This is a genomic window from Pseudohongiella sp. O18 (genome assembly GCF_021729085.1).
Taxonomy (GTDB): Bacteria; Pseudomonadota; Gammaproteobacteria; order Pseudomonadales; family Pseudohongiellaceae; genus Pseudohongiella.
The window spans coordinates 722,258-736,763 of sequence record NZ_JAJSAR010000002.1; the positions used below are offsets into that span (position 1 = coordinate 722,258).

The window sequence follows — 14,506 nt, forward strand, 5'->3', positions numbered from 1 at the left end:
TTTAGTTCGCCCGCACGACTGCATACCCTGTAATACTGATTGAAGGCCACCACTGGTGGCCTAAATCGCTCCCCGGATCGTACTCTTCGTAAAATCATACTTGAAATCGGTCGGCTCTGGCCTCACATTAAAGGTCAACAGTCACTGAGAATTTGACGAGAGTATTTATGGGCGATGTATCCGATAATCCCACCAATGTAAATTCTAGCCTGCCGCTGCTGCCGCTTCGCGACGTTGTGGTCTACCCGCAGATCGTGCAGCCACTGTTTGTCGGTCGCCCCAGATCCATCAAGGCGCTTGAAGTTGCCATGCACAGTCATAAGCAGGTGCTGCTGGTAGCCCAAAAGAACGCCTCCGACGATGATCCCGGGATCAAGGATATATTTGCCGTCGGCACGGTCGCTACCATTCTGCAACTGATACGCCTGCCTGATGGCACCGTAAAGGTGCTGGTGGAAGGTGTCACACGAGCTCGCATCAAGTCCGTTGAGCTTGAAGACGACTATTTCCAGAGCCAGGTCATGCCGCTGCACACGGACCCGCTGCCAGACAAGCAGGGCCAGCTGCTGCTGAGATCCCTGATGTCGCAGTTTGACCAGTATGTGCAGCTCAGCCGCAAGATACCGCCGGAAGTCATGAGCTCCATATCTGGTATCGACGAACCTGGGCGCATGGTGGATACCATCGCTTCACATATGTCTCTGCAGCTGCAGGAAAAACAGAATCTGCTTGAGCTGGTGAATCTGCAGTCGCGAATTGAGCATCTGATGGGGCTTATCGAGGCTGAAATCGACCTGTTTCAGGTTGAAAAGCGTATTCGTGGTCGTGTCAAAAAGCAGATGGAGAAAAGCCAGCGCGAGTACTACCTGAATGAGCAAATGAAAGCCATCCAGAAGGAAATGGGTGAGCTGGAAGATGCTCCCAATGAGGCAGAAGAGCTCAAGAACAAGATCGACAAGGCCGGCATGCCGAAAGAGGCAAAAGACAAGGCACTGGCAGAATGGAACAAGCTGAAGATGATGTCGCCGATGTCATCCGAGGCGTCGGTGGTTCGCACCTATCTGGACTGGATGGTGAACGTGCCCTGGAAAAAGCGCAGCAAAATCAGTCTGCAGCTGGATAAGGCCGAAGAAATTCTGAATGCTGACCATTACGGACTGGAAGAGGTCAAGGAGCGCATTCTTGAGTATCTCGCGGTTCAGAAACGGGTTCGTAAACTCAAGGGACCGATTTTGTGTCTGGTGGGTCCGCCCGGCGTAGGTAAAACCTCTCTGGGTGAATCGATCGCGCGGTCCACGAACCGAAAATTTGTTCGCATGGCACTTGGCGGCGTTCGCGATGAGGCTGAGATTCGCGGCCACCGTCGAACCTATATCGGATCGTTGCCCGGTAAACTGCTGCAGAAGCTGTCGAAAACCGGTGTGAAAAATCCATTGTTCCTGCTGGATGAGATCGACAAGATGGGCATGGATCATCGTGGTGACCCTGCATCGGCACTGCTGGAAGTCCTGGATCCGGAGCAGAACAAGTCATTTAACGACCACTATCTGGAAGTTGATTTTGACCTGTCCGAGGTGATGTTCGTCTGTACCTCCAACACCATGAATATTCCTGGCCCATTATTGGACCGTATGGAAGTTATTCGCCTGCCAGGTTACACCGAGGCTGAAAAAATCAATATCGCATCACGCTATCTGTTGCCCAAGCAGCTTGAGGCCAATGGCCTGAAGAAGGGCGAGCTGACGGTGCCTGATGAGACTGTGCGCGATCTCATCCGTTATTACACACGCGAGGCTGGTGTCCGCGGGCTAGAGCGCGAGATAGCCAAGCTGTGCCGCAAAGTTGTCAAAAAAGCGGCGCTGGAAGAGGGTAGAGGCGGTAAGAAACCCGCGGGCATCGTCCTGTCTCCAGACCTGCTGGAAGAGTATTCCGGTGTTCGAAAATTCGATTACGGCCGGGCAGAAGAAGACAATCGGGTCGGCCAGGTTAATGGTCTGGCCTGGACTCAGGTTGGCGGCGAGCTTCTGACCATCGAGTCGGTTGCCGTAGAGGGCAAAGGCAAAACTGTCAAGACGGGTTCGCTCGGTGATGTCATGCAGGAGTCCATCCAGGCTGCGCTGACTGTTGTGCGCAGCCGGTCAGCGATGCTGGGACTGAAATCCAACTTTCATGAATCAGTTGATCTGCATATTCACGTACCTGAAGGTGCAACTCCCAAGGACGGCCCGAGTGCCGGTATTGGAATGTGTACTGCACTGGTGTCTGTTCTGACAGGCATACCTGTGCGAGCCGACGTGGCAATGACGGGCGAAATTACACTACGGGGTCAGGTGTTGCGAATTGGTGGTTTGAAGGAGAAGCTGCTTGCTGCGCATCGTGGCAATATCAAAACAGTCATTATTCCTGCTGATAATGAAAGGGACCTGAAAGAGATTCCGGATAACATCAAAGCTGAGCTCTCAATACACCCGGTCAAGTGGATAGACGAGGTTCTGGAGATTGCGCTTGAAAGAATGCCAACCCCCATTCCTCCGCAGGAAGGTGTGTTGCCAGAGCATAGCCAGGAGGGTGATAAAAAAGCCGTCAGCACGCACTGATTATCAGTGTTTTATGTTGACAGGCATTTCTGGCGCTTGGTATAAAGTCACGGTTGTAGCGGCCGCAGGCCGCGCGCCGCTTGAGATTCAGGCGATTTCGAGAGAATCGACATCGGACATTGAATGGCGTAGGTCAGCTACATTTTGCTGACGGCAAACAAGTAACAAGTATTTAAGGAGTGGCAGGAAGAAACCGCTTCTAAAACCTAACTCAAATTAACATAACAGGTACCAAAACAAGGGGTTATCGTGAATAAATCAGAACTGATCGAAGCTGTAGCAGCAAGCGCGGATTTACCAAAGGCGGCCGCAGCCCGCGTGATTGACGCAATGATTGATACCATTACTGAATCTCTGCAAAAAAGTGAGCCGGTTGTTCTGGTTGGCTTTGGTACGTTCGGCACTAAAGAGCGTGCAGCGCGCACAGGTCGCAATCCCCAGACTGGCGCTACAATCCAGATCAGCGCCGCCAAAGTTCCAAACTTCAAGCCTGGCAAAGCATTGAAAGACGCTGTTAACGGCTGATCAGTTTTTGATCGGCAGGCTCTGGCCGCTGTCCTAGTCAGAGCGTTATCCGGAGTCAGATCTGGCTCCAACTGGGGCGCATCTTGGATGCGCCCTTTTAGTTTACATGTATGACATTCAGGAAGCGCTATGCTGCAGACTATTCGTGACAATTCCCAGGGCGTTGTAGCCAAGATCATTATTGGTTTCATCATTGGCATTTTTGCGCTGTTTGGTGCCGAGTCCATTGTTGGCGGGTTTCTTGGCAGCAACAATGTAGTCTCGGTCAATGGTGAAGACATTACTGAACAGGAGCTTGCTGTCAGTATTCAGAACCTGATGGCCTCGATGGGCGCCAATGTAGCGGACTTCGATGAAGAGCTGATCCGCGAGGTCGCGTTGAATCAGTTGATTGAGGATAAATTGTTGATGCAGGCCGCGCAGGAGTCCGGGATGGCAATCTCTGATGACTCGGTGGATCGACAGATTCTGCGTACCCCCCAGTTCCAGATTGGCGGCGTATTCGACAACGAGATGGCGCGTCGTACCATGGCTGCACAGGGCTATACGCCCCAGGCTTATCGACAGTTACTGGCAGAGAGCATGATGATGGGGCAGCTGGCTAACGCCTATGCTGCGACGTCGTTTGTGACGGATGCCGACCTGCAACGCATTGCCGAGCTGCAGACTCAGACCAGAGATTTTCGATATCTTTCAATTCCATTAGGTAACAGAACCCTGGGCCAGGCGGTTGAGCCAGAGTCGATCGAAGCCTATTACGAACAGAACCCCGAGCAGTTCACAAGCCCCGAACAGGTTTCTGTGGCTTATGTAATGCTGGATAAAGACGCCATCTTCGATGAGATCGAAGTCGATGAGGCCACCGTTATGGAGCGCTACGAGGCAGACCGTGATGCTGCCGTCGCTGACGTCGAACGAAGAGCTGCGCATATACTCTTTGACCTCGGTTCTGGAAGCGAAGAGGAAGTGATTGCGCGCGCAAACGAAGTAAAAGCGCGGATAGATGCGGGCGAGGATTTTGGTGAGCTGGCCCGGGAGTTCTCCGTAGACGAAGCATCCGCAGCGGAAGATGGTGATATCGGTTTCACAGATGGCAGCGTGTTTCCCCAGGAGATGGAAAGCGCACTGGCAGCCCTGGAAGTGGGTGAGGTATCTGACCCGGTAGTATCAGAGTTTGGTGTGCACCTGCTTAAGCTGACTGAATATGATGCGCAGGATTACCCTCCCTTTGAGGAGGTTGAGGAGCGGCTGAGACGAGAACTCAGCCAGGCGCGCGTTGACGAATTGTACTTCAGTCGACTCGAATCGATGGCCAACCTTGCGTTTGAGAACTTTGATCTGCAGGCCATCAACGAAGAGCTGGGCCTTGAGATTCAACAGTCAGCGTTCTTTGGCCGTGAAGGTGGTAGCAGCGCGGTGACATCTGATCCTGCCGTTATCGAAGCAGCGTTTTCACCAGAAGTACTGGAAGAAGATCTTAACAGTGATCTTATTGAACTTGGCGAGACACGGGCCGTTGTCATTCATCTGGCGGAACATCGACCATCAGCGCTTCAGCCGCTGGAAGACGTTCGCGCCGATATCGCTGTCGAACTTCGTACACAGATGGAGCAGGAGCAGGCGAGAGCAGTAGGTGAACAAATTCTCGCAGCGCTTCAGGCTGGCGAAAGTATCGATTCATTTGTGCAGCAGGAGTCCCTGGAGTGGTCAGAGAGAGAGGGTGTTCGTCGCGGTCAATTTGATATCAATACCGAAATAGTGGCCAATGTATTCTCAATGCCGGCGCCAGCGGAGAACGATTCCGAGCTTGCCGGTTTTCAACTCAATAATGGTGCCTATGTCGTGATTGAACTGCAGTCGGTCAATGCTGGCAGCCTGGATGAGCTGGGCGAAGACCAGCGTCAGCAGCTGGCAGCCGCCATGCTGGAGAATCGTGGGCGAAGTGTGTTTTCTGCACTGTTGAGCAATCTGCAGGAAGAGGCTTCCATCAGGTAGTTTACAGTGTTGTTACGCGCACCTGCTTAGCTGCTGGCAGGTACTAAAGCGCCGTCGTCAGGGCCGGAATTTCTTGCCAAGGCGACGGCGTTTTGCTAGTTTTCTCCTGCAATTATTTTGGTTGTCGGGCGGTACGGCTACTTTGACAACACATTGGCGCTATTGCCAAAAAAATAGGTTGTTGACACAAATTGATGTAATTTGTCATCACAAATTTGCAGTCAGACAATCACATCAGGGGTTAAAATCCCATTCATAACAAATGGTCTTGGCAGGTGCAGATTGGTGCGTCTGCTCTGGGGCGCTAAATAATGAAGCACATGTCAGCTCTACTGGTCATTCTGGCCGTTCTTTGGTGGATACTCTCCGGTTACACCAAGGTTCTTCTCATCTCACTCGGTGTTGTTTCTGTTATTTTCACCACTTTTCTTGCTCACCGCATGAACGTGGTTGACGACGAAAGCCACCCTCTGCACCTGAGCTTCAAACTCGTGCGTTACTGGGGCTATCTGCTTGGTCAGATCGTCATCTCAAATTTTCAGGTCATCAAGGTCATTCTCAGCCCGAACCCCGATATCGATCCATCAGTTGTGCAAACGCGCATCTCCCGACACTCAGAGTTGGGTAAGGTGGTTCTGGGCAACTCAGTCACACTGACGCCGGGTACTGTTACTCTGGAAGTTAAAGGCGACCTGATCGAAGCCCATGCGCTGAATCGGGCTGCGGCTCAGGGCGTGCTGAGCGGAGATATGGATGCCCGTGTACCTTCTGAAGTTGAGGTGAAATCATGATACTGGCCGCTGCTGCCATCGCTATTCTGGTGACAATGTTGCTGGCTATCGTTCGGGCATTGCTGGGTCCCAGCATTTTTGATCGCATGCTGGCTGTCAACATGTTCGGAACCAAAACGGTGATGTTGATATCCCTGATCGCCGCTCTGGCAGGACGGGCCGATTATCTCGACATTGCTCTGGTCTACGCCATGATCAACTTCATCGCCATGATCGCGGTGATGAAGTATTTCGAATACGGCACACTTGGCCACGACGGCGAAACTACCGAGGAGTAAGTCATGGATCTGTTGCAATGGCTTTCGGCCATCCTGCTGTTGTCCGGCTGTGCGCTGGGAGTAATAGGTGGTATCGGTATAAACCGGTTTCCAGATTTTTACACCCGGATGCACGCCGCTGGTGTAACCGATACGCTTTGCGCGGGGCTGTTCTTCGGCGGATTGATGATTCATTTCGGCCTGACTCTGGCGAGCGCTAAACTGTTTCTGATATTCCTTTTTATGTTGTTCACCTGTCCAACATCAACGCACGCCCTGGCTAAAGCTGCCCGCCATAGCGGACTGGTACCCTGGACTAAAACCAGTGGTGTAGAACAAGGAGCCAGCAAGTGATACTGGAACAATTGATTGACATTTTCCTGCTGGTATTTCTCGCCATCATTTCCATCGCAGTACTGCGGATCCGGGATCTGTTTACGGCAGTCATGCTGTTTGGTATCTACAGCCTAACCTCGGCATCACTGTTTATGGTGCTTGACGCGGCGGACGTAGGGTTTACGGAGGCAGCTGTTGGCGCAGGTATTTCGACGATCCTGATGCTGGCAACCATTTCCATGACCGGCAGAGAAGAAAAGCCTCTGAAAAAGAAGGGCACCATGCTTCCCCTGGCGGTAGTTGTGATAACTGGCGCGACGCTGGTGTACGGCATAATGGACCTGCCTCCTTTCGGAGAGCCTGATAACCCGGTTCATACTCATGTTGCTCCGCGCTACATCGAACAGTCCCCGCAGGAGATTGACGTACCCAATTTTGTGACTGCAGTGCTGGCCAGCTATCGAGGTTACGACACACTGGGTGAAGTGGTTGTTATTTTTACTGCGGGTGTTGGCGTCATGTTATTGATAGGCCGACGGCGCAAGCGCAAAGAGGGTATATCCAATGAGTGACCATCTGATCCTCAGGATCGTCGGCAAGTTTCTCATACCTTATATTCTGCTGTTTGGCCTGTATGTCCAGTTTCATGGCGATTTCGGCCCAGGTGGCGGCTTTCAGGCGGGTGTGATTTTTGCCTCAGCTTTTGTCATCCATACACTTTTGTTTGGCCTGGAGTCAGCTGAACGTATTGCGCCGCAATGGGTGTTGAAGATTGTGGCCGCCTCCGGCGTATTGATCTATGCCCTGGTCGGTGTTGCTGCAATGCTGATGGGTGGCAATTATCTGGACTATGATTTTCTAGCTGCAGACCCAATAGCTGGTCAGCACATTGGTATTATTCTTGTTGAGTTCGGTGTGGGGCTGACCGTGGCATCAGTGATGATGCTGCTGTTCTTCACCTTCGCAGGTCGGGGAGAGGCATCATGAGTGGACTTGGAGTGTGGAACTACGTCATCATCATTTTTCTGATGATGATCGGTTTGTACATGGTCATGTCGAGCAGCAATCTGGTCAAGAAGCTGATTGGTCTGAACGTTTTTCAGACATCGGTCTTTTTCCTTTATATCAGTTTTGGTTACATCGAAGGTGCCACCGGTCCCGTCATGCAGGAAGGCGCATCGCTTTATTCCAACCCTCTGCCTCACGTACTTATCCTGACAGCGATTGTTGTCGGTGTGGCGACGACTGCAGTCGGGCTCGCATTGTCAGTACGCATCAAAGAGTCGTTTGGCACGATTGAAGAAGACGAATTACATACAATGGACTCCTCACTCTAATGTTAGCGCATCTTCCTGTACTTGTTATTCTGGCGCCCTTGCTTGGCGCGCCGGTCGCGTCGCTGCTGCGCGGCCCAAACTGGCCCTGGCTGCTGGCGACGCTGCTTTCCTGGTTCGCGCTGTTGTGCAGCGTTCTGCTGCTGATTCAGGTCAATGCCCAGGGCACTTTCATCTATACCATGGGCGGCTGGGAAGCACCCTGGGGTATCGAATACAGAATTGATTTTGCCAATGCCCTGCTGCTGGTATTGATCACTGGTCTGGCTAGTGTGGTTTTACCCTATGCCCGGCTGAGTGTTGAGCACGAAATCGGTGCTGATCGCTGCCCACTGTTTTACACAGCGTTGCTGCTGTTAATTCTTGGCCTTTGCGGTATCACAGTAACCGGCGATGCTTTCAACGTGTTTGTGTTCCTGGAAGTTTCATCTCTGGCGACCTATACATTGATTGCCATGGGCAGGGATCGGCGTGCTCTGACGGCGTCTTTCTCCTACCTGATCATGGGCACAATTGGTGCCACGTTCTACCTGATTGGTGTCGGCTTCCTCTACGTGATGACGGGTACACTGAATATGGCGGATCTGGCAGAACGCCTGCCTGCCATAAGCGATTCCAGCACCGTTCGCACGGCTTTTGCCTTCATCGTGACTGGTATCTGTCTGAAACTGGCTCTGTTCCCGCTGCATCTATGGCTGCCGAATGCGTACACCTATTCGCCATCGGCCGTCACGGCGTTTCTCGGCGCTACCGCAACCAAGGTGGCAGTTTATGTTCTGATTCGCTTCGTATTTACGATTTTTGGTGTGGAGTTCAGCTTTGGTGCGGAACCACTTGCGGAGGTTCTGGTTCCACTGGCGATTATCGGTCTGCTAAGTGCATCCACAGTCAGCATCATGCAGCCGAATATCAAACGCATGCTGGCCTACTCGAGCGTGGCGCAGATTGGCTATATCGTCCTTGGCCTTGCGATGGGCACGGCCATGGGTCTGACTGCATCGCTGCTGCATGTATTTAACCATGGCCTGATGAAGGGCGCGCTGTTTATGGTGATGGGTGCCGTGGCTTACAGGATGGGTGGTACCAGCATTGATGATATGCGTGGTCTGGCCAAAACCATGCCTTTGACATTCTGGGCCTTTGTTCTTGGTGGCCTCAGCCTGATAGGTGTGCCATTGACAGTTGGTTTTGTCAGCAAGTGGCACTTGATTCTGGCTTCCCTGGAGCTGGGCTGGTGGCCTGTTGTGGTTGCCATTCTGGCAGGTTCAATGCTGGCTGTTGTGTATGTTGGTCGTGTTGTGGAAGCTGGTTTCTTTGGTGAGCCCAAAGATGCCACCAAGCGTGAAGCACCCTGGGGTCTGCTGGTTCCATTGTGGGTACTCGTCATTGCCAATATCTGGTTTGGAATTGATACGCGTCTGACTGTGGATATAGCCGAAGCGGCTGCCGCTCAGTTGATGGCGGGAGGTGTTGTACGGTGACTGCCAATACTGCATTGTTGTTAACGCTGGTTGTACCGCTGCTCGGAGCGGTGCTGATTGCACTGGCAGGTCGCTGGCCGAACCTTCGCGAAACTGTAACCATGGTGACAGCCCTGACGCTGTTCGGTTTGGTCATTCGTGTACTGATGGGGCTGAACGCTGGTGAGGAAATAGGCGTTGAACTGGTCACGCTGTTCTCCGGGGTGCCAATTGCCTTCAATACCGAACCACTGTCGATACTGTTCGCAATGATCGCCAGCGGCCTCTGGATTGTTACCTCGATTTACGCCATCGGCTATATGCGCGGCACCAATGAAAAACAGCAGACACGCTTTTATGTATGCTTTGCCATCGCGCTGTTTGGTGCCATGGGTGTGGCGTTCTCTGCAAACCTGCTGACACTCTTCATTTTTTATGAAGTCCTGACAATCTCGACATATCCTCTTGTCACACATAAAGGTGACGACAAGGCCAAGGCGGGCGGGCGTACTTATCTGGGCATCCTGATGACAACGTCCATCGTGTTCCTGCTGCCGGCAATCATCTGGACCTATGCGGCCGCAGGTACGCTGGATTTTGTTCCAGGCGGAATCCTCGAGGGTCAGTTGGCGGCTGGCTCCGCGACGCTGTTGTTGATGTTGTTCCTGTTTGGTGTAGCCAAGGCTGCAGTGATGCCGGTTCATCGCTGGCTGCCGGCCGCGATGGTCGCGCCGACGCCAGTCTCCGCATTGCTGCACGCGGTCGCCGTTGTAAAGGCGGGTGTATTCACCTTGATCAAGGTGGTCATCTATATTTTTGGTACCGACTATCTGGCCGAAGTTCCGTATGAACAGTTCGCTGTTTATATCGCCGGTTTCACAGTCGTGGCAGCATCCTGCATCGCCTTGCGGCAGACCAATATCAAACGACTGTTGGCATACTCAACCATTGGCCAGTTGAGTTACATCATCATGGCGACAATGGCACTCGCACCATTCTCTGAAATAGGCGCGGCTATACATATCGCTGCTCACGCTTTTGGCAAGATCACACTGTTCTTTACCGCCGGTGCCATCTATGTGGCGTCCAAGAAGACCGAGATCACCCAGTTGAACGGCATAGGCTGGCGGATGCCTTACACGATGACGGCCTTTGCGATCGGTGCTTTGTCCATGATCGGTGTGCCGCCAACGGCAGGATTTGTCTCCAAGTGGTTCATCATTGCGGGTGCCTTCCAGCTTGATAATTATTTCGTGCTGGTTGTGTTGATTCTGTCCACGGCGCTGAATGCGGCTTATTTCCTGCCAATCATCTTTAATGCATTCTTCAAGCCCGAGGATGTGACACCCGTCAAGGATCACGCCGAAGCGCCCACCAATATGGTTATTGCGTTGAGTGTGACAGCGACCCTGACGCTGTTGTTCTTCTTCTTTAACGGTCCGGTACTGGATCTTGAGACTCAGATTGTAGGAGGGATGCCGTAATGAGCGAGCAGCCTGGTGAAATCAAGGCCGTACCCGGCAAGGCAGGCAAAGGCCTGGTGGCCAATGAATATGGCGCCGACTGCCCACGTGTAGAAACACCTGATCTGGTTGATGGCAAGCCCCATTGGCTGGTCAGGGCTTCCACTATCAAGATTCTGTGGTGGGTGTTTTCAGTCATCCTCGCATTGACGGTACTGGCGCAGATATTCGTGCATGTGCATGCCTATTTTGCACTGGATGGTTATTTTGGCTTTTATGCCATCTACGGTTTTGTCAGCTGCCTGGGCATGGTGGTATTCGCCAAGCTCCTGGGAGTATTTTTGAAGCGTCCGGATACGTACTATGACGATCTCTGAGTTAATGTTCCCACCTGCCTTCATCATGATCATCGGCGCCATGCTGCTGCCGGTGGTCCGCGATAGTTTCCGTCCAGTTCTTCTGGTGCTGGTACCGCTACTGACACTCCTGATGATATGGAATCTGGATGACGGTGTGCTGTTGAGCGCCCGGTTTCTCGGTTATGAAGTCGAACTCGTTGAGGCCAGCAACGTCCGACGCCTGTTCGCGACGATATTCGCCCTGATGGCCATGATCGGCGGATTTTTCGCCTTCAGGCACGCAAAAGTTGCTGAACTCTCAGCGGCCATGGCATATGCCGCCGGCGCTGTCGGTGTTTCTTTTGCCGGTGATCTGATTACGCTGTTCCTGTTCTGGGAATTCATGGCACTGTTCTCGACGATCGTGGTCTGGTGTGGAGGCACTGAGGAGGCGCGCCGTGCCGGTATTCGTTACGGCATCATGCATCTGATCGGTGGCATCATTCTCAAGATCGGTATTGAAGGTGTGGCAATCCAGACAGGCTCAATCGAGATTCAGGCCCTGCAGCTGGAAAGTTTTGCCACCTGGATGATTCTGATTGGTATCCTGATCAATGCAGCGGCGCCCCCGGTCTCTGCATGGCTGTCAGATGCCTATCCTGAAGCAAGCCCGACAGGTTCTGTGTTCCTCTCGGCGTTCACAACCAAAACGGCCGTACTGGCACTATGGTTGCTGTTCCCGGGTCAGTCTGTGCTGATCTGGATCGGTCTGTACATGATTTTCTACGGCATTATTTACGCGCTGATGGAAAACGACATGCGGCGTATTCTGGCTTACTCAATCGTAAACCAGGTGGGTTTCATGGTTGTAGGCGTTGGTATTGGTACCGAGATGGCGCTTAACGGTGTGGCCGCACATGCCTTCTCGCATATCATCTACAAAGCGTTGTTGCTTATGAGCGCAGGTGCGGTCATGGTCCAGACTGGCAAGCGCAAGTGTACTGATCTTGGCGGTCTGTACCGAACCATGCCGGTGACGGCTGTCTGCGGCATCATTGGCGCGCTTGCCATCTCGGCGTTCCCGTACACCTCTGGATTCATTTCCAAGTCAATGATCAGCTCAGGTGCTGCCTATGAGCAGTACGCCTTTGTCTGGTACTGCCTGGTAGCTGCATCGGCAGGTGTATTCCTGCATGCCGGCATCAAATTCCCTTGGTTTGTGTTTTTCCAGAAGGATTCTGGCCTGCGACCGAAGGATCCGTCCTGGAACATGCAGGCGGCGATGATTTTCTTTGCTGCGGCCTGCGTGCTGATCGGTGTTTTCCCGCAGATTCTGTATGACTTCCTGCCATTTGAGGCGACATACGAGCCTTATACAGCGGACCACCTGGTGACCCAGTTGCAGCTATTGCTGTTTGCTGGTCTGGCGTTCTTCGTCACCCTGCCTTTGATGAAACGCACGCTGACCATCAGCCTTGATGTAGACTTTTTCTACCGACGGCTTGGGCCGATACTATGGCGTGCATTCGAACGCCTGGTGAAAGGTCTGGGGGATTTGCTGCAGTCACTGGTCGTCAAACCCAGTAAATCAATCCCGGCAATGCTGCTGCGTTATCATGGTCCGGAAGGCCCGCTGGCCCGAACCTGGCCGACTGGCAGTATGCTGTTGTGGGTAACGGTGCTGCTGGTTATCATTCTGATAGGGGCCCGGTTGCTTTAACAGCAACCGGACCTGTTGTCCGGCGAAGCAGCCGGACTTACTCCACGTGCAAAATCAGCTCCTGGCCAGGATGGATAAGAGCACGTTGGCTGATGCCATTCCACTCAGTAATATCCTCTACACTCACACCATGCCGTCTGGCGATTCCCGCAAGGGTGTCGCCCGATTTGACTTCGTAACGCTGGGTCAGGGTAGCTTGGGTGCTGCCTGACAGGTCTGCAGCTGCGGTCAGGTTACCGGCCTGCAGAACCAGTCGCTGGCCCGGTTGCAACACAGCGCTCTCGCTCAAACTGTTCCAGCGCCTCAGTTCATTGACCGTCAGGCTGTAGCGATTAGCGATGCTCCAGAGGCTGTCTCCGCTTTTGACTATGTAATTGCCCGCGGGTATCGGCTGATTATTGTTTGCTGCCAGAATACTGGCCATACCGGGAATGCCATCACCGGCACCATAGGCGCGCGGAATCAACAGATCATCACCTGCCCGAATCGAGCTACCGGTAAGATTGTTGGCTTGCTGCAGGGCGGCGACCGTCGTTCGCTGTGAGCGCGCGATGCCGCTCAGCGTATCGCCTGGTTTTATCTGATAACGTTCCCAGGTAACTCGGTTATCGCCCAGATCAGCAAGATTGGCAGAAAATCGCTCGGCAGCGTCCAGCGGCAGGTTGATCAGGTGAGGGCCCTGCGGACGTGTAGCCCACTGCAGATAACCGGGGTTGAGTTGATACAGCAGTTCCGGCTCTATGCCAGCCAGCTGTGCTGCCAGATTAAGATCGATCTGCGAGCCTGCGTCGACACGGGCCAGCCAGGTGGTATCGGGCACTGGCTCTAACGCGAGTTCGTTTGATAATGGGTCTGCCATCAGATACGCCAGCGCGAGGAGTCGCGGTACATGACGCTGTGTCTCTCCTGGCAGTGACAAGGACCAGAAATCTGTGCCCCGGCCATTACGCTCGTTGCGTTCAATGGCTCTGGAAACGGTTCCCTGGCCGGCGTTGTAGGCCGCCAGTGTCAGTAACCAGTCCTCATTAAACAGAGCGTGCAGTCGCTGCAGGTAATCGAGTGCTGCACTGGTTGACGCGATCGGGTCGTGACGGCCGTCATACCACCAATCTCGCTGCAGGCCCAGGCTGGCTGCGGTGGGTGCCATGAATTGCCACAGGCCTGCTGCATTGACAGGTGAGCGGGCGCTGGGTTCAAAGGCGCTCTCAATAAAGGGCAGCAGTGCGAGCTCGGTCGGCAGATTGCGCTGCTGGATCTCTGATACGATTTCGTAAATGAACGGAGCAGCACGCGCACTTATCTCGCTAATAAAGCTGCTGTTACTCAAAAACCAGTCAATTTCTTCCTGAATGCTGTCGTTGTAATGCTGGTGGTAGAACTGCATGCCTTCGCTGACCCGGAACCACACACTGTTCTGAAATTCGATCTCGGCCTGGGTCAGTTCCAGTTCCGGCTGTGTTTCACGTTGGGTCCGTATCTGTTGTGCACGATTGCGTGTCTGGGCAACGCTTCGTGTTTGTGTGGAGAGTGGGCCGGCCTGTTCGGTATCTTCGGCCGGCGGTGGCAGAGTGCTGCAGGCGTTGATGAGTAGAGTCAGGGAAATCAGGGCCGACAGTCGCCGGCGCTTGAAGCGGGGTTTGGATGATTCTGGAGTCATGTTTCCTGCAGTATTCCTGTTAGTCGTTTCCTG

General features: G+C 53.2%; 14 protein-coding genes. 13 read left to right on the forward strand and 1 reads right to left on the reverse strand.

From position 1 onward, the window contains the following. Nucleotides 1–167 precede the first annotated feature (167 nt). The 13 genes from lon to LVD14_RS10635 all read left to right on the forward strand — a co-directional run bounded on the left by lon (nucleotide 168) and on the right by LVD14_RS10635 (nucleotide 12,816). A complete protein-coding gene (gene lon, locus LVD14_RS10575) occupies nucleotides 168–2,597 on the forward strand; it encodes an endopeptidase La (RefSeq protein ID WP_237134049.1) in 2,430 nt (809 codons plus the stop codon). A 249-nt stretch (nucleotides 2,598–2,846) separates the two neighbouring features. Beyond that, nucleotides 2,847–3,122: an HU family DNA-binding protein gene (locus LVD14_RS10580; RefSeq protein ID WP_237134050.1), complete on the forward strand. Its 276-nt coding sequence runs from the start codon at nucleotides 2,847–2,849 to the stop codon at nucleotides 3,120–3,122. Between the two features lie 129 nt (nucleotides 3,123–3,251). Beyond that, nucleotides 3,252–5,117, forward strand: a complete 1,866-nt coding sequence (locus tag LVD14_RS10585; protein ID WP_237134051.1) for a SurA N-terminal domain-containing protein — start codon at nucleotides 3,252–3,254, stop codon at nucleotides 5,115–5,117. 311 nt (nucleotides 5,118–5,428) lie between these two features. Then, nucleotides 5,429–5,908, forward strand: coding sequence for a Na+/H+ antiporter subunit E (locus tag LVD14_RS10590; protein ID WP_237134052.1), 480 nt, complete (start codon nucleotides 5,429–5,431; stop codon nucleotides 5,906–5,908). Beyond that, nucleotides 5,905–6,186, forward strand: coding sequence for a monovalent cation/H+ antiporter complex subunit F (locus tag LVD14_RS10595; protein ID WP_272907271.1), 282 nt, complete (start codon nucleotides 5,905–5,907; stop codon nucleotides 6,184–6,186). The genes LVD14_RS10590 and LVD14_RS10595 overlap by 4 nt, the downstream gene beginning before the upstream one ends. Nucleotides 6,187–6,189: 3 nt before the next feature. Next, the gene (gene mnhG / locus LVD14_RS10600; RefSeq protein ID WP_237134053.1) at nucleotides 6,190–6,519 is read left to right on the forward strand and encodes a monovalent cation/H(+) antiporter subunit G; all 330 of its coding nucleotides are present in this window, start codon (nucleotides 6,190–6,192) and stop codon (nucleotides 6,517–6,519) included. Continuing rightward, the gene (locus LVD14_RS10605; protein WP_317622715.1) at nucleotides 6,516–7,073 is read left to right on the forward strand and encodes a DUF4040 domain-containing protein; all 558 of its coding nucleotides are present in this window, start codon (nucleotides 6,516–6,518) and stop codon (nucleotides 7,071–7,073) included. The genes mnhG and LVD14_RS10605 overlap by 4 nt, the downstream gene beginning before the upstream one ends. Next, nucleotides 7,066–7,488, forward strand: a complete 423-nt coding sequence (locus LVD14_RS10610; protein ID WP_237134054.1) for a Na(+)/H(+) antiporter subunit B — start codon at nucleotides 7,066–7,068, stop codon at nucleotides 7,486–7,488. Before LVD14_RS10605 ends, LVD14_RS10610 begins: the two co-directional genes overlap by 8 nt. Beyond that, complete coding sequence (locus LVD14_RS10615) at nucleotides 7,485–7,838, forward strand: cation:proton antiporter subunit C (RefSeq protein ID WP_237134055.1); 354 nt, start codon at nucleotides 7,485–7,487, stop codon at nucleotides 7,836–7,838. The genes LVD14_RS10610 and LVD14_RS10615 overlap by 4 nt, the downstream gene beginning before the upstream one ends. Further along, a complete protein-coding gene (locus tag LVD14_RS10620; protein ID WP_237134056.1) occupies nucleotides 7,838–9,316 on the forward strand; it encodes a monovalent cation/H+ antiporter subunit D family protein in 1,479 nt (492 codons plus the stop codon). Before LVD14_RS10615 ends, LVD14_RS10620 begins: the two co-directional genes overlap by 1 nt. Further along, a complete protein-coding gene (locus LVD14_RS10625; RefSeq protein WP_237134057.1) occupies nucleotides 9,313–10,779 on the forward strand; it encodes a proton-conducting transporter membrane subunit in 1,467 nt (488 codons plus the stop codon). Before LVD14_RS10620 ends, LVD14_RS10625 begins: the two co-directional genes overlap by 4 nt. Next, complete coding sequence (locus LVD14_RS10630) at nucleotides 10,779–11,135, forward strand: hypothetical protein (RefSeq protein ID WP_237134058.1); 357 nt, start codon at nucleotides 10,779–10,781, stop codon at nucleotides 11,133–11,135. Before LVD14_RS10625 ends, LVD14_RS10630 begins: the two co-directional genes overlap by 1 nt. Next, nucleotides 11,122–12,816, forward strand: coding sequence for a Na(+)/H(+) antiporter subunit D (locus tag LVD14_RS10635; protein WP_237134059.1), 1,695 nt, complete (start codon nucleotides 11,122–11,124; stop codon nucleotides 12,814–12,816). The genes LVD14_RS10630 and LVD14_RS10635 overlap by 14 nt, the downstream gene beginning before the upstream one ends. 37 nt (nucleotides 12,817–12,853) lie before the next feature. Here the strand turns inward: LVD14_RS10635 and LVD14_RS10640 are convergent, their stop codons facing one another. Next, nucleotides 12,854–14,473 (reverse strand): LysM peptidoglycan-binding domain-containing protein, encoded by a 1,620-nt coding sequence (locus LVD14_RS10640; RefSeq protein WP_237134060.1) that lies wholly within the window; start codon nucleotides 14,471–14,473, stop codon nucleotides 12,854–12,856. Nucleotides 14,474–14,506: the final 33 nt, after the last annotated feature.